Source organism: Paenibacillus kobensis NBRC 15729 (assembly GCF_004000825.1).
Taxonomy (GTDB): domain Bacteria; phylum Bacillota; class Bacilli; order Paenibacillales; family Paenibacillaceae; genus Paenibacillus_T; species Paenibacillus_T kobensis.
Map to the genome: position 1 here is coordinate 173,932 of NZ_BILZ01000005.1, position 16,029 is coordinate 189,960.

Genomic DNA, 16,029 nt, shown 5'->3' on the forward strand with positions numbered 1-16,029 from the left:
TCCTCCACTCATTATTATTGACCAAAGCCCTGGACTCTTTCACTAAGCGATCTCCGCCTCTTGGTTCCGGTAGACGACTTTCAATCCTTCAAGCAGCGAAAGCGCCAACCGTTTAGCCTCTTGCGGCGTATCGCTTGCGACGATGAAATAAGCAAGCCGGTCATCCGAGCTTTTCGCCTGGACGACGTGGTCGCCGGGCACGGCAGAGATGTGCGCTCGTATGACAGAAGGATGCTGGGGCAGCAGCTCGAATCCTTCGATTCGTTCGAACACACCGTCGCGTTCCGCGGTGACATATGCGATCGATGCTGCCCTAAGATGCTTCTTCTCGATCGCGACCGGATGATCCAAGTAATAATGAACTGTCGCTTCGAAAATATCGACCCCGAAAGCCAATACCAGCAGATCCGATGAAATGTTATCCCCGCCGGGTCTGCCGTTCACTTCGATAATGCGGGGACCGGCCGGCGTAAGCTTCAACTCGACATGGCTCGGTCCGTCCGTTAACCCGATCGCTTGGAGCGCATCGACAGCCGTTCTGATGATATCTTCCTGCCGGTCGGTATGAGACGGAGATGGCAGCGTATGGAGCGTTTCTACGAAGTATGGCAGAGGCGTCGTCAGCTTTTCGGTCACTGCTGCGAATAACGGCTCGCCACTGCGGACAAACAGCTCCACGCTGAATTCCGGCCCCTGCAAATATTGTTCGATCAAATACTCTTCTCGCACTTTGAAATCCATATACGTCACTTTAAAAGCGACAATGACGTCCATAGCCTTGCGCAGCTGCGACTCGTCGTTAATAAAATAGACGTTTTGGCTACTGGCGCAATTAGTCGGCTTCAGGACGACGGGATACCCGATCTCTTCGGCTGCCGCAACCGCCTCTTCGTACGTTTTTACTTTGCGGAATTCCGCGCTGGGTACACCGTGTTCGGCGTAAGCCTGCCTCGCCAGATCCTTATTCCGCGATTTTAACGCCGCTTCGTACGGCACGCCCCGCAGGCCAAGCCGCTCCGCAACCTTCGCCGTCAAGTGGGAAGCGTAATCCGTGGCCGGAATCAGTGCGTCCAACTTACCCGCATAGGGAGACTCCGCTATCGCAAGATAGAGCGAATCCTCGTCTCGTATATCCGCAACGATGAGGTCGTGGTAGATGCCCTCATACCCGTATTTGGCCGGATTGTCCTTGGATGACACGATCGAAATAACCCGATGCCCCTGTTCGTAGGCTACTCTGGCGAAGCTGACGCCGTAAAAGCTCGGCTCGACAAACGCAATCGTTTTAATCGTTGACATGTTTTTCCACCCCTTTAATCATTCACTTGGTTTTGCGAAGCAAACCTAAGCCTCTAGCGTTTGTTTCTGCGGCGACTTGCTGTTCAAGACATAGAAGACGATCAGTCCGGCGAGCATCAGGCCTGCCATCAGTATAAATCCCAGTCCTGGCGAATAACGGTCGATGAGAACGCCAAGCCCCGTGGCGGAGACCGTCTGCAGCAGCAAGGAAATGCCCATCCAGACCGAAGTTGCGCGTCCCATATACGATTTCGAGACCGACTCCATAAGCGTTGTCGTGATCAGAATGCGCAATGAGGAATTGGTCAAACCGATGAGCACGCAGCCCAGATAGAGCAGAATCACGGTCGAATTGAAGGCGATCGCCACAAGATTCAGCACGGATACGAGGAAAATGATCACAATCGTCCCGTACGGCGACAGCCTTCTCGCTAGCGGAGCAGCCAAGAAGCCGGATAGCAATCCGCCTATTCCATAGCACATATCCGACAGTCCGAAGACGACCGAATCCCCTCGGACCGACGTGCTGACATAACCCGGCAGCACCACGTTGAACACCATCGTCGTCACGAGCGGGATAATGGACACGATGCCCAGTACGAATAAAGAAGGTCTCTCCGCCAAATATTGAATGCCGGCTTTGAACGATTCGAAGAACGAGGCTTCCGCTTCCGCGTGTTCGACCGGCATGGCCGAATAGGAGATCCGTCTGAGGAAGAGGCTGCTCACGAGAAAAGCCGCGGCGTTCAACAACAAAATCACTTCGAAGCCGATATATTTGTACAGGAAGCCGGCCAGTCCTCCAGCTATGAACATGCCGACCTGCAGGCTGATCTCGATCAAGGAATTGCCGTGGATCAGCTCCTTCTCAGGCAACAGCTCCTGAACAAGGCTCCGCGAAGCCGACATGTAGAGCGCCCATCCCATGCCGTTGACCGCGGCGAATGTGTACAAATATTCGACGTGGAATCCGGTTCCCAAGAAGGCGCCGGCAATGAGTAGCAACGCGGCAGCTCTTACGACGTTTGCCCACAGCAGAATCGTCTTCCGGTTCCACTTATCGACGAACGTTCCTGCGAATGCGGATATGAGAAATCCGGCAATCACATTAAGAGAAAGCATGAGCCCGACGGCGGTCATCGAACCCGTCCGGTCCATCAGATACCAATTGGCACCGATCGTGCTCATGCCTACGCCGAAGCCGGATACGATGTCCGCGATAAGATAGTTCCGGAATCTGTTCGACTTCAACACGCTAAATACCATCCAGGCCTCCTAGTAGGGATTGGATTTGCCGCCGCAGCGGCTCCAAGCCAAACCCTAAATCCGCAAGCACTTCCGCATGCGTCCCCCCGTAAGTCGGCCACTGTTCTCCGCAGTTATGGGAATGAACCGGATACTCGGACATTAGTAATGCCAGATACGACGCCGTACCGCCGGTTGCCCTGTGCTCCTCGACGACGAGGAATCGATCGGCTAACGCCTTTAGAGGCTCCACGTAAGCTTTTAAGCTTTGACTATCGACATAGCAAGCATGAGCGTGCACGATGAAATCGTACTCTTCGGCTAACTTCATGCACAGTTCCGTTGCTTGTTCCCCGACGGAAATCAGGCATAGCCTAGGCCAGACATCCGGCGCTGCCCTCTCTTCTACAAGCAGATCCCTGCATGACCGCTGCGATGCACGCGGCAAGCTTTCGAATGCATCGTTGCGGGATAAACGAATATAATACGGTTCCGCGGATGCAGCCGCTTCACGAATGACTCTCCTCGTCTCCTCTTCCCCATGCGGACAAGCAATCCTAATATTCTGGAAAGATTGAATGACGGCTATGTCCTCCAGTGCATGATGGGTCGTGCCGAACCAACCGCCCGACACGCCGCCGTATGGAGCGACGAGCTTCACATTTTTCCCCATATAGCCCATCGACAGCTTCACGCTCTCCGCTGCCCGCAATGCCGCGAAAGCGGCAAAGGTCGAAATAAACGGGACATAGCCCGCTTCAGCGAGGCCGGCAGCGATGTCGACGCCCGCGAGCTCCGCGATGCCGAGATTAAGGAACCGATTCGGGTGACGGATCTGGAACGGATGGTTTTTGCCCCCTAGATCCGCCTCGAGACAAATAATTCGTTGCTCGGTTTCCGCAAGCTTGGCGAGCTCGTCTTTATAGGTCTCCCTCCCTGATAATGTCGTCGTCACGATAGGCTCACCTTCCATCTTCTCGCCAGATTGGCGGGGATTTTGGCGTAATGCGCATCCGGATTCCCCTCGAGCGCAGCAACGCCCTTTCCTTTGACGGTCCGGGCTAGGACAGCAAGCGGCTTATCGCTGTCCGTCGTGATAGCGGAGAAGATGTCGTCGTGCCGGTGACCGTCAATCTCACGGACGGCGAACCCGAACGCCTCGAACCGTTCCTTCAGATGGCGGATCGGCGAAATGTCGTCTACATATCCGTCGTTCTGCCCTCCATTGCAATCGATAATATAGATAAAATTTGTAAGAGACTGCGCCTGGACGATCTGAGCCGTCTCCCAGATGAGCCCCTCCTGCAGCTCCCCGTCTCCCCCGATCGCGATGCCGAGCCCGCCGGACCCTTGCAGCCTCTGCGCCAATGCCCAACCCGCCGCGTATGCGACGCCATGCCCCAAGCTGCCCGTCGCGAAAGGAATGCCGGGAAGCTTATGGTTCGGATGCCCCGTGTAGAGCGAGCCTTGCCTGCCGTAGCTTTCCGCCGGATTGGTTGGCAATCTTCCATACACGTAAAGCGCCGCATAGAGAGCTGCTGCTGCATGCCCCTTGCTCAGAATGACGGAGTTATTCTTGTCATGTCCGTATTTCGCGTAGGCGACGACCAATAGATCGATAACCGATAGACTTCCTCCGATGTGACAACCGGTCGGTGCTGCCGCCATGTCTATGATCAGCTTCCTCGCTTCTCTTGCCCGATCGGCTAACGACAGATCCGAAAGTTCCTGTTCCCTATATACAGGTACTGATTGCTCCATTTAATCCTCCGTTCGTAACCGGAACCATTCGTTAACGGCTTCTCTGAGAATGGCTCGCGAAGATTCGACTTCCCCGTAGGACAAATATTCGTCGTTCGTGTGATCCAGACTCGAATCGCCCGGGCCGTAAGCGACCATCGGAACGGAAGTCCAAGCCGAAGCCAGCGTGTTCATGTCGCTCGTTCCCCGTTTCTTCAAATAGCGAACAGCCTTCCCGTGCTTGGCGAAGCTTCGAACGAAAGCTTTCACAAGCGTATCCGAACGCGGATTGGCAAAGCCCGGCGTCGAGCGAAGCACCTCGACCGTCACCGCATCGCCGACGGACAGATCGACCTTGTCCACGTAGTCGTTGCCGGCTTCCGGCGATATTCTGAAGTTCAATATAGCGGTAACCGTTATATAGCCGCGCTCGTTTCTGTGCTCGATATCGATCAAGGAGGACAAGCTCTGCGGATCGATGTCCCGAACCCTGCTGCGGATGTCGGCCGCGATATCATACAGCTCGTCGATGGCGCTTACGCTGTTCTTCGCCGCTGTATGCTCCTGCGCGCGTCTAATGGTGATCCGAAGCTTGAACAATCCGTAATACCCTAACGTCAAGCTGTCTTCGCCGCTAGGTTCGCCGATAATGACCGCGTCTGCCCGATAATGGTCCCGGATGTAGAAAGCGCCTTTCGATGACGAAATTTCTTCTTCCACCGCGCCGATCACAAGCAGCGAGCCGTTCTCGGGCACGTCCGCTTCCCTTAGCATATGGATGAAGTTCACGAAGCTGCCTTTGGCGTCTACGACGCCTCTTCCGGTCAGACCGTCTGCGTCCGAATGAACCGGCCACACGTAAGGCACCGTGTCGATATGGCCCAGGAGCAGCAGCGTATGAGGACCGCTGCCCCTGCGGAACACAATGTTGCCGGCTTCATCAATCTGACCAGCCACCGACGGATCTTGGATCTCCTCAAGCAAGAAACGGGCAAGCTCGTGCTCGTCTTCGGAAACGGACGGAATGCGGGCAACCTTGTTCAGCAGCTCGAAGGCGGCAGGCCCGCGCTCCGCTTGCCAGAACCACGTCCGGCCGCCGCGTTCCACCGAATGCGGACCGGATATATTCACGTCGCAGACTCCCCGTCCGGATGCCAGCCTTGCCGCCCTCACCTTCTGCTTCATGCGTCCCTGGACGGATGGGAGCTCTTCGTCCCCGTACACATCCGGAATGGTCGAGCCTTCGTCTCCGATATCCCGCAGCAGCCCCGCCGTGCCGGTCACGAAGCGCAGATGATGCGCTTCGAGCTCAACGGCAAGCTCGGCGCCCAGCACGTCGGCGTCGATATTGATATACGAGGCGAGCTCAGGATCCCAGATCGGAGGCGACAAGCATACGACATCGAAGCTGTTAAGAGCGTCATGCAGGAAAGAGGTATGACTGCCCGCATATTGGCCGAATAACGAATCCCGCACGATGACGGTTTTCTGGCCTTGAACTGCCTTGATCGGTTTCGCTTTTCTGCCGATCACAAGCCCGTTGTCGCCGCCAAGCTGCGCGAACGCGCTAAGCCCTTGTTCCGCGAGCCGCTCCCGTACCGGAGCTAAGATGTTATCATAGTAGGCTTCTCGGACATAGAGCATCTCCTCCGGGGAGCAATAGCGCACTTCATCACCAGATGGCAGCGTCAAGAAGGGCATTGGCCGCGACAGGTCTTCGTACTTCCGGCGTATCGCTTCCGCGCCGCCCGCGACGAGCAGCACTCGGTTCCCTCTTCGCGAGATGCGGCCAATCTCTTCGAAGATCTCAGGATGATTGACGATGGTACTGCTGCCAAGCTTGATCACATATAAAGTGCCTCTGCTCATTATGGCCACGCTCCTTCGCCTTCTCGAGGCAATCCTTCTTCCTCGGGAAATCCGAAGTACAGATTAGCTGCCTGAATGGCTTGGCCTGCCGCTCCCTTGAGCAGGTTATCGATCGTCGCCAACGAAACGCAGTTTCGGCCCTCCACATAGGCTCCGATCTCCGCGAAGTTCGTGCCGTTCACCGTCTTGATCATAGGAGTGCGATTGCCTGCCGGCAGATTGTGAAGGAATGGCTTGGCGGCATAGGCGCTGTAGAACGCTTTTCTCACATCGACATCGGTAACGCCCTCCTTGAGCAAGGAATAGGATGTCGCCATAATTCCCCGCGGCAAATCCAGGCTGTATACCGAGAATTGAAGATCGACCGTACGGTCCAAGTGATAGAACAGCGCATGCTCGATTTCCGGCTTGTGCCGATGGCCGTGCACTTTGTAGGCCCGGAAGTTGTTCGATCGCTCGGCATGATGCTCGGCCGTCGACTTCCCTCCGCCGCTTGAGCCGGTCTTGGCGTCCGTAATGACGCGGTCCTCGATCAGGTCATTCGCCACTAACGGATACAACGTATAGAACGTCGCCACCGCCATGCATCCCGGCAGATTCACTACCTTCTTGCTCCGGTCGATCTCGCTGAATTCGGGAATGAAATAATGCCAGCCGCCTTCAAAATCATGCTTCAGCGTCTCCGGATAATGCCGCTGCAATAACGCGGTATCGGCAATCCGATAATCGCCGCTCACGTTAAAAATGTAGTCCGTATGCTCGGAAACCCGGCGGATGAGCTTCGGCAATTCTCCTGTTGGCAAGCATGAGAATACCGCGTCATAATGCCCCTCCAGCTCGGAGACCCGGCTGAATTTGAGTCCCCCCGGCTTCTTCTTATGAATCGAAGCCGTGTAATATTTGTCCGCCGGAAGGCCGGCATTCGACTCGGATGAAATGAACGTTACCTCGAAGCCGGGATGCCTGCGAAGTAGCCTGTACAACTCGGCTCCAGTGAACCCGCTGCCGCCGAGAATGGCCGCTTTCTTCAATTGCGCCGCGCCGCTCATCCTAACCTCGCATCTCTTTCATAGACGACCTTCAAGTCGCTGCTGCTCTCTGCAAGCTGGCGTATCTTATCCGGGTTCGCGTCCACTTTCTTGAATGCCAAGGCGTATGCCTGAATCCGCTCGTATTCGATCGGCGAACGAAGCTCCCTGCAGATGGTAAGCGTGCTGCGCAGCATCTTCAACGTTTCGGGAAACCGGTCTAGCTCATAGCCGAAATCTTGCCGGTCCGACAGCGAGAACGGATAGCCGTTGCCGAAGCCTCTCCTGTTCTTGAACGGGAGATGGCCGGGAATCGGCACGTTCTGCCATTCCCTCGCGAAGACGCCTTCCGCTTGAATCAGCTGCTCGACCGCATGTTTGACCCGGTAATCCTCCAGATCCCCAAGCCCCAGACGCTCCGGCGACAGCTTAACGCGGTACATATTATAGCTGTGCTTATAGCCTTCCGGGACGAACGGTCCGCTGAACAGCTTCGTCTCCTTAAGCGCGTTCGTCAGATAAGCGGCGTTTCTCGCTCGGACCGCATCGTAATAAGGCAGCCGCTCAAGCTGGCTTAAACCGAATGCCGCGGCGATCCAGGACATGCGGTAATCGATACCCGATGAATCGAGGAACGCGAGCGCGCGCTGGTAGTCCTCCTTCTCCCGGAAGAACGCAATGCCGCCTTCGCCGCCGACAGGGAAATTTTTATCCGCCATCAGGCTCTGTCCCGCACTGTCTCCGATCGAGCCGGCCACTTGGCCGTCTATGGATGCAGAATGGGCATGGGAAGCATCTTCGACAAGCCTCAGCGAATGTTTATCCGCTAATTGGCGCAACGACTGCAAGTCGGCCGGCAAGCCGTGCACATGAACAGGCATGATCGCTTTCGTCTTGCGGGTGATCGCTGCCTCCACCTTCGAAGGGTCCAGGCAATACGTAACGGGATCGATATCCACGAATATCGGAATTGCTTTGGCGGCAACGACCGCTTGAGCGGTCGCGATGAACGTGAAGGCGGGCACAATAACCTCGTCACCGGGCTCCACGCCAACTCCGACAAGAGCTAGGTGCAGACTCGATGTGCCGCTGGACGTGGCAATGGCGTAATTGGCGCCCACGTACCTGCGGTACGTTTCTTGGAATTCCTCGACGACGCTGTCGCCGTCTTGTTGAATCGAGACGAACATTTGAATAACGTCTTCTTTCGTAATAATAGGAAAATTGGTTCGGCGAACGTCTTCGGGAATGATGGACGGTCCTCCGTCAATAGCTAGCGGAGAGCGAATCCATTGCTCGTCGGGCAGCTGCAGCGGTTTGCGGATAAAATCGGTTTTCATGACGATGGATTCCTCCTTAAGAACGAAATCTTGACGCAGGCCGCCACGAGCGGGCTAAGCCTGTAATTGAATTGGACAGCCGGCTGGAGCTCCGGCGCGCTCTCCTCCTGCGTCCACATCGTCTGCAGGTCGAAGGCACCGAATATTTTGAGCCGCTCGGCCTTCTTCCAGACGAGCTCGTCATTCGACGCGACCGCGGCGACCGGCCCAAAGCCTAATCCCGTGAAATCGAGGATGAGCACAGGCGACAGTGCGGCAGAGCTTCGAATCTCTTGCTCTAACCGGTGGAGGTTATGACCGTCCACCGTTATCGCGGAGTACGCGTTTTTCACATGGGGATCCGTCGAGAGCTGAATGCCCAGCCACTTCGCGAACTTCCTCTCCTGCTCGCTGGCATGCTCGAGCCGCGCCACCGATCCATATCCGATGTCCTGCCCCCAGAATGCCCCATGCACCGCACCTGTAAAGCTATTAAACAAAGATACGTATTTGGTATTCGTAAGCTTGGCTATCGCCTTCTCCAGCCCTTTCAACTCATGGTCATTTTTTTCGATGCTCATGATGACGCCCGAGTTCAGCACTCTGGTCAGAACAAACGATAATGAGAAATAGTGTTCCTTCTCGATTGGAGCCGCTGGTTTCGTTAATGTGTCTCCCATTCTCTAATAATTCCTCCCCGCATACTAAGAATTAACCGTTAGATTTGCCTCATTCGTACTGCCTATCTTCTCCTTTACGTATTCGGCAATATGATAGGCGACATCGACGCCATGCACCTTCCATGATTTCGCGAATTCCGGATTCTGATTGACTTCACATACGACATAACGAAGCTGTTGATAATCGAAGAACAAATCGGCGCCGTAAATGCCTTCTCCCAATACGCCGACCAAATCCCCGCAAATCGCAGCGATCTCGCTGTTGATCTCGATCGGTTCGATTTCCGCTCCGAGATGCGTATTCGTCTTCCAGTTCTCGGCCGACACCCGGCGGAAAGCAGCGATCGGCTTGCGTCCGACAATGACGACACGAATATCGTAATCGCCTTTCTCCACATACTCCTGCACAAGGACCGGAAACGATTGGTGACTCGGATCGACCGATTCCCTAGCGGCAATCCATCCCTCGAGGCATTCCTTCCCCGTCATCCTTGCGATCCCCCGCCCCCAAGAGGACGTAGCGGGCTTAATGACGCATAGATCCCCGAAGTCCGAAAGCGCGTCGTACAGCTTCGCCGGGGTGAAGGCGACTTGAAACCGGGGCTGCGGAATGCCATGTTTTTCGAACACGATCGCCTGATGGATTTTATTCGTGCAAATCGAGATGACTCTGGCCGAATTCAATGTTTCAAATCCGGCCAGCTCAAGAAGCTTGGAGCGGCTCAGCGCGTTTTTTTGGGACAAGCAACGGATGAGAGCAAGTCCGTATGGCGGGACGACGCTCTTTCCGACGGGGAGATCCATAGAGTCCAAGTTCACTTGAACGGTAACGCCGAGCCGATTAAGATGCTCGATGATAAGCTGCTCTTCTTCCCTTAGCTTCGTGACGCACAATAGAATGGCACTTTGGTTCTCCACGGGATGACACCTACTCTCCCCAAGTTTCTTCGATTTCGGGAGCCAGAGCGATCGCGACACTGCTCGCTTCAACCTGGACTTCGTGCTCCTGGCCGCAGGAATCGCACTCCACGATTTCTCCTGTGGTCGCGTTCTCTTCCACCTCAATGTCCGACTTGCATACGAGACAGCTTAGTTCTGCCATTCTCCTTGCACCTCCAATTGGTATTAGAAAAAATGTATTATAACGGAATGAATCCCTTATAACCTACTTCGCAGCCAAGTCCCATTCGTTCACGTTGTTGAACGTGCCGAGATTCAGCGGTTTGCCTTCAAGCACATCCTTCGATACGACTTGCAGCCGCTTCTCGGAATAAACGGCGAGCGTCGGCACGTCCTCATGCAGCACTTCTTGAAGACGGTCGTAGATCTCGTGGCGCTTCGCTTCGTCGATTTCTTGTTCGCCTTGGGCGATTAATTCGTCGACGACCGGATTGTTGTACCGGATGACGCTTTCGGGATCGTTGCTTTTGTAGGTCGTGAAGTAGAGGCTTGGCTCGATGTAATAATCCCTCGTAAAAATCGTGATATCGTGTTCGCCTTTCTCGACTTTATCGATAAGCGTAGGGAAATCGTATTTTTGGACATCGATTTTAAACCCTACGGATTCTAAATTTTGCACCAAAATATCGGCAGCCTGTTCACGGACTTTGTTGCCGACCGGTATGAGGAATGCAAGCTTCCGGTTCGTGTCCCAACCCGCTTCCTTCAGCAGCTGCTTCGCTTTCTCCGGATCGTACGGGTAAGGCTCGATATCCTTATTGAAGTACGGATGATTGCTTGGGATGCCGCCGTCGATAATTTCCGCTTGGCCCTTGAGCAGCTGTTCCACGATAAGCGGCCGGTTCAGGGCGTACGCGATCGCTTGACGGACCTTCTTATCCGGCAGCTTCTCGACGTTGAAGAATAACTCCGCCGGTTCCGAGGCGGCCGCGGAAGTCACATTGACGTTGTCGAAGCTTTTCACTTTGTCGTAGTCCGTAATCGGAACGAGTCCGACCGGCAGCGAATTCATCTGAACTTCCCCTGTCTGCAGCTGGACAACCAGATTTGCCGCTGGCAGCACCTTAATGAAGATCTTATCGATCTTGGGAGCGCCTAAGTAGTACTGCTCATTCTTGGTCAATTCGACATATTGCCCTTGCTCGTAAGCGGCGAACCGGTATGGTCCGTTCGTGACTTCCGGCTTCTGGAAATAAGGATGCGTCGACAGTTGTTCGGGATTCACATCTTTCAACAGATGCTCCGGCAAATAATAAACCTTCGCACCGAATCGTTCCTTGAATACGAGCGGATCAATCGGCGTCTTCGCTTTGATCTCGAATGTATGCGAGTCGATGATGCGGAGTCCCTTGATTTCCGTGACGCCCTCCTCCAGCTTGCCGAAGTCGTTCAGCCCTTCGATGAAGTTCAGCTTGAACGAGGTTTCGACCTTGGCATTAAGCGCGAGCTTAAGCGTGAAAGCCACGTCCGCCGTCGTGAACGGCGTCCCGTCGTTCCACTTGGCATCCGGGCGAAGCTTGACCGTATACGTCTGCTTATCCGTTGTTTCGATCGACTCCGCCAGCTTCGGGACGAACTCGGCCGATTCCGTCACGTCGAGCAGTGCGTCGTTAAGCAATCCAATCGGGGCAAGCGATGCCGAATTGTCTTGCGTGTTAATCTGGTTTAACGTGACCGGCGCGTTGACGATGCCGATCGTCAGTTTCTTCTCGGCTTGCACCTTTTCTGTCGTCGGCTGCGGCTTCGTCTCGACCGGAGTACCCTCGTTCGCGTCGTTCGATTGGCTGCATGCCGCCAGCAAGAGGGTTACCACAGCTAAGGCAATCAATAGGCTCATTTGTTTTTGTTTGTATCGTTTCATCTCTTTCCCCCACTCCTTCTATCTTCATTCACGATTTAGCGAAAATGAAACAGGTTCGTCGGCAGATTACGGGGTTACGCCTTCGCATCCAGCGCGTCGCGCAGCCCGTCTCCGACGAAGTTGACGGCCAATACCGCAATAAGGATCATGCATCCCGCCGGCATCCACAGCCATTGCTGCTCAGTCAATACGGTCAAGGACTGCGCGTCGTGCAGCATATTGCCGAGGCTCGCCTGCGGCGACTTCACACCCATGCCGAGAAAGCTGAGTCCGGCTTCGCTTAGGATCGTCCCGGCTACGCCGAATGTCGCGCTCACGATAATGGGACCGATAATGGTCGGCAGCATGTGGCGGAGCAGAATGCGCGGCGTGCGGAACCCGAGCGCAACGCCTGCCTTTATGTAATCCAGCTCCTTCGCGGCCAATACGCTTCCCCGCACAAGCATGGCAATCGTGGGCCACTTGAATAAAGCGAGTACGATCATGATGGTGGAGATCTGAGATCCCAGCATGCTAACGATTACGAGCACGACCAGCATGTAAGGGAAGCTTAAGAAAATATCGGTCATTCTCATTACGGCCATATCGAGCCATCCGCCGTAATAGCCGGCGGCCATTCCTACAAAAGTACCGAACGTTACATAGATCGCAACGGTCGTAAAGCCGATGAACAGCGAGACGCGGGTTCCGTATAGCAAGCGGCTTAACACGTCCCTGCCCACTTGATCGGTTCCCAGCCAGTGGGCCGCCGACGGCTTGGCGCCGAACGCGCTCGTGACATCATTCGGCGGATAAGGCGTAAGCCACGGGGCGAACAAGGCGGTCAGGATCAGCAGTATTGTCACGGCCAGCCCCCAAATCGCAAGCCTGTGCCGGACAAATTTGCGCCTAACCTGCCGGACATAACCTTCGACCCTTGTATTCGGCTGTTCCCAAGGCAGCGTTGTCGCAGACATCGAGGCTTCCTCCCGTTCATCCGTATGTAATGCGCGGATCAGCTGCCGCGTACAGCACATCCGTGAATAAATTGGTCAGCAACACGACGCATGCCGCTATGAGGTTTAGTCCCATTAGAACCGGGTAATCGCGCGACAGGATCGCTTCCATCGTCAACTGGCCGATTCCCGGCCATTGGAATACTTGCTCGATGACAATACTGCCGCCGAGCAGCAGAGGAATCTCTGCCCCGACTACGGCAATCACCGGAATTAGCGCGTTGCGCAGCGCATGCTTATTCGTCACCGCGAGTTCCCGCAGTCCCTTCGCCCTAGCTGTGCGCAAGTAATCTTGTCCTAATACTTCCAGCATGCTGGCCCGGACATACCGCACCTTCTTGCCCGCGATGGCGGCTCCTAGCACCGTTACCGGCAAGATCATATGCAGAAGGATATCGCCTGCTCCTCCATCTCCGCCTAAGGTCGTCATGCCGCCGGTCGGCAGCCACTTGAACTGTATGCCCACAACGTAGATGAGCCCGAGTCCTAAGAAGAAGGGCGGAATGGAAATGCCGAGGAAGGTCATTCCCGTCAAGAAGTAATCCAGCTTCGAATTCCGCTTCACAGCGCTTATGATGCCGACCGGTATCGCAATCAGCAATCCTAGCAGCAGAGATGCTGCTGCTAGCAGCAACGTCGGGCCGATCCTCTCTCCGATTAACCGGGAGACGGGGGCATAGCTGCTGAACGAGTAACCAAGATCACCTCTGAGGACACCGCCTAGCCAATTCGCGTATTGCACATAAAGCGGATCATTCAGACCAAGCCTCTCCCGCTTCAGCTCCAGCAGCTCTTTCGGAATATTAGGATTGATCAGCATGTCGACGGGATTGCCTGGCGCCATATTCATAATAAGAAAGCTGAGTACCGTAATGCCGACAAAAACGGGAACTGCGATGAAGAGCCTCTTGACGATATAAGTGCCCATTGGCGTCTCTTCCTCCCTCCCTTTCTCTCACGCAAGCGGATAATGACAAGCGACGGCATGCGGATCCTTCGTTAAGCTTGGTTCTTCCATCCGGCACCGTTCCTGGGCGTACGGACAGCGGGTATGGAACCTGCAGCCTGAGGGCGGGTCCGACGGATCGGGCACGTCTCCTTGAATAATCAACCGCTCCATGCCGCGGAACAGAGGATCCGGCGGGTGGTATGCGCCAAGCAGCAGCTTCGTGTAAGGATGTCTGGGCTTGCGGAACAGCAACTCCGAAGGGGCTATCTCCACGATCTGCCCCAAATACATGACAGCGACTCTCGAGCTGACTTGTTTCACGGCGCCGATCCCGTGGGCGATGAACAAGCAGGTCAGCTTCAGCTCATCCTGTAAGTCCTGCAGCAGCCCAAGGATTTGCGCCTGAATCGAAACGTCTAGCGCGGACACGGGCTCATCGCATACAATCAGCCTTGGCTTCAGCGACAATGCTCTTGCGATGCCGATCCGCTGCTTCTGGCCGCCCGAGAACTCATGGGGGTACCGATAAGCCGCCGCGCGCGGCAATCCTACCAGTTGAAGCAGCCTGTCGACTTCGCCTTGTACGTCGCCGCGCTTGATCAATTGATGGGCGATCATCGGCTCCGCCAATGTATCGAATATTCGCATTCTAGGATTAAGAGAGGCATAGGGATCTTGGAAGATCATCTGCAATCGCAGCCGAACCGGTCTAAGCTCACGCTGGGAGACACTCGTAATGTCTTCCCCTTCGAACAGAATGCGACCTGCATGCGGACGCTCCAGCCGGACGACCGACCGGCCGATCGAAGACTTGCCGCAGCCCGATTCGCCGACGAGCCCCAACGTCTCCCCCTCGTATAGAGTCAAGCTGACGTCATCCACCGCTTTGACGAAACCGGAAGCTCGGCCGAACAGCCCTCGGCGAACTGGATAATACGTTTTAAGATTCTCGATCTGCAGCAGCGGCTTCGACATCGCTTCTTGCGCCGTCATACGGTAATCACCGGTCCCAAGTCAGACAGCTCTTCCGGGACAAGGCTAGACGAATGGGCTGCCCAGCATCTGACGAGGTGATGTTCTCCTATGCGTTGCAAGTTCGGATTCTCGAGCCGGCATCGATCGACCGCATACGGGCAGCGAGGGTGGAAGCGGCAGCCTTCGGGCATTTCTCGGGGGGAAGGTACCGCCCCGGGGATCGGCTTCGCCCGTCGCCTTCCATCGCCGTCGATTGACGGAACCGCTTGAATAAGTCCTTGCGTGTACGGATGCCTCGGATCCCGGAATAAGGTAAAGACATCGGCTTCCTCCACGACCTGTCCCGCATACATGACCACGACTTGATCGGCCATTTCGGCCACGACGCCCAGATCATGCGTGACGAGCAGAATCGCCATGCCGCGATCCTCCTGCATTCGTTTCATCAGCCGAAGAATTTGCGCTTGTATCGTCACATCTAAGGCCGTCGTTGGCTCATCTGCAATCAACAGCTTCGGATTTCCCGCCATTGCCATAGCGATCATCACCCTTTGGCGCATGCCTCCCGACAAGGCGTGAGGATAGTCCTTCGCTACCGCTTCAGGCCTTGCGATGCCGACTTTCTTCAGCAGCAGAGCCGCCGCCCTCTTCGCCTCCTTGCGGCTGCACTTCCGGTGAAGCCGAAGGCACTCTCCGATCTGCTCGCCGATCTTCATGACGGGATTAAGCGACGTCATAGGCTCCTGGAAGATCATCGCGATTTCCTTCCCTCGCAGCTTCCGCAGCTCTGCCTCTCCATACTCCGTTACGACACTCCCGTCAAAACGTATTTCCCCATTGGTAACGGCACCGGTCGCGCCGAGCAACCCCATGATGGAAAGCGAAGTGACGCTTTTCCCGCATCCGGATTCTCCGACGAGCGCTATCGTTTCGCCGTGTCCCATCGCGAAGCTGACGTCATCGACGGCAACGGCTTCTTCCTGTTCGGTTCGAAAGGCAATTCGCAGCCGATCGACTTCGAGTAATCGAGCTATGCCTTTCACCCGCCTTCCGTTCCTATTGTCATTTTCATTATCCTCATAATACCTATCTGTTTAATAAACTTTGTC

Annotated in this window: 15 protein-coding genes; all 15 read right to left on the reverse strand. The window is 55.3% G+C overall.

Translation table 11 applies throughout. The features are described 5' to 3' along the window. Nucleotides 1-42: 42 nt before the first annotated feature. Nucleotides 43-1,299 (reverse strand): ATP-grasp domain-containing protein, encoded by a 1,257-nt coding sequence (locus tag PKO01S_RS05470; RefSeq protein ID WP_127530302.1) that lies wholly within the window; start codon nucleotides 1,297-1,299, stop codon nucleotides 43-45. A 45-nt stretch (nucleotides 1,300-1,344) separates the two neighbouring features. Continuing rightward, the gene (locus tag PKO01S_RS05475; RefSeq protein ID WP_127530303.1) at nucleotides 1,345-2,565 is read right to left on the reverse strand and encodes an MFS transporter; all 1,221 of its coding nucleotides are present in this window, start codon (nucleotides 2,563-2,565) and stop codon (nucleotides 1,345-1,347) included. Continuing rightward, the gene (locus tag PKO01S_RS05480) at nucleotides 2,555-3,499 is read right to left on the reverse strand and encodes a transketolase family protein (protein ID WP_307719816.1); all 945 of its coding nucleotides are present in this window, start codon (nucleotides 3,497-3,499) and stop codon (nucleotides 2,555-2,557) included. Before PKO01S_RS05480 ends, PKO01S_RS05475 begins: the two co-directional genes overlap by 11 nt. Beyond that, nucleotides 3,496-4,305, reverse strand: coding sequence for a 1-deoxy-D-xylulose-5-phosphate synthase N-terminal domain-containing protein (locus tag PKO01S_RS05485; RefSeq protein WP_127530305.1), 810 nt, complete (start codon nucleotides 4,303-4,305; stop codon nucleotides 3,496-3,498). Before PKO01S_RS05485 ends, PKO01S_RS05480 begins: the two co-directional genes overlap by 4 nt. Then, nucleotides 4,306-6,153 (reverse strand): M20/M25/M40 family metallo-hydrolase, encoded by a 1,848-nt coding sequence (locus PKO01S_RS05490; protein WP_127530306.1) that lies wholly within the window; start codon nucleotides 6,151-6,153, stop codon nucleotides 4,306-4,308. Then, nucleotides 6,153-7,202, reverse strand: a complete 1,050-nt coding sequence (gene argC / locus PKO01S_RS05495; RefSeq protein WP_127530307.1) for an N-acetyl-gamma-glutamyl-phosphate reductase — start codon at nucleotides 7,200-7,202, stop codon at nucleotides 6,153-6,155. The genes PKO01S_RS05490 and argC overlap by 1 nt, the downstream gene beginning before the upstream one ends. Next, nucleotides 7,199-8,521, reverse strand: coding sequence for a DegT/DnrJ/EryC1/StrS aminotransferase family protein (locus PKO01S_RS05500; RefSeq protein ID WP_127530308.1), 1,323 nt, complete (start codon nucleotides 8,519-8,521; stop codon nucleotides 7,199-7,201). Before PKO01S_RS05500 ends, argC begins: the two co-directional genes overlap by 4 nt. Then, nucleotides 8,518-9,180 (reverse strand): degT/DnrJ/EryC1/StrS aminotransferase, encoded by a 663-nt coding sequence (locus tag PKO01S_RS05505; protein WP_127530309.1) that lies wholly within the window; start codon nucleotides 9,178-9,180, stop codon nucleotides 8,518-8,520. The genes PKO01S_RS05500 and PKO01S_RS05505 overlap by 4 nt, the downstream gene beginning before the upstream one ends. A gap of 24 nt (nucleotides 9,181-9,204) precedes the next feature. Continuing rightward, nucleotides 9,205-10,098, reverse strand: a complete 894-nt coding sequence (locus PKO01S_RS05510) for a RimK family alpha-L-glutamate ligase (protein WP_127530310.1) — start codon at nucleotides 10,096-10,098, stop codon at nucleotides 9,205-9,207. A gap of 10 nt (nucleotides 10,099-10,108) precedes the next feature. Further along, nucleotides 10,109-10,282, reverse strand: a complete 174-nt coding sequence (locus tag PKO01S_RS05515) for a lysine biosynthesis protein LysW (RefSeq protein ID WP_127530311.1) — start codon at nucleotides 10,280-10,282, stop codon at nucleotides 10,109-10,111. A gap of 63 nt (nucleotides 10,283-10,345) precedes the next feature. Beyond that, a complete protein-coding gene (locus PKO01S_RS05520; protein ID WP_127530312.1) occupies nucleotides 10,346-12,001 on the reverse strand; it encodes an ABC transporter substrate-binding protein in 1,656 nt (551 codons plus the stop codon). Nucleotides 12,002-12,075: 74 nt separating this feature from the next. Further along, nucleotides 12,076-12,957, reverse strand: a complete 882-nt coding sequence (gene opp4C / locus PKO01S_RS05525) for an oligopeptide ABC transporter permease (RefSeq protein ID WP_127530313.1) — start codon at nucleotides 12,955-12,957, stop codon at nucleotides 12,076-12,078. Nucleotides 12,958-12,973: 16 nt separating this feature from the next. Then, the gene (locus PKO01S_RS05530) at nucleotides 12,974-13,924 is read right to left on the reverse strand and encodes an ABC transporter permease (RefSeq protein WP_127530314.1); all 951 of its coding nucleotides are present in this window, start codon (nucleotides 13,922-13,924) and stop codon (nucleotides 12,974-12,976) included. 27 nt (nucleotides 13,925-13,951) lie between these two features. Next, the gene (locus tag PKO01S_RS05535; protein WP_127530315.1) at nucleotides 13,952-14,938 is read right to left on the reverse strand and encodes an ABC transporter ATP-binding protein; all 987 of its coding nucleotides are present in this window, start codon (nucleotides 14,936-14,938) and stop codon (nucleotides 13,952-13,954) included. Beyond that, a complete protein-coding gene (locus tag PKO01S_RS05540; RefSeq protein WP_127530342.1) occupies nucleotides 14,935-15,954 on the reverse strand; it encodes an ABC transporter ATP-binding protein in 1,020 nt (339 codons plus the stop codon). The genes PKO01S_RS05535 and PKO01S_RS05540 overlap by 4 nt, the downstream gene beginning before the upstream one ends. Between the last annotated feature and the right edge of the window lie 75 nt (nucleotides 15,955-16,029).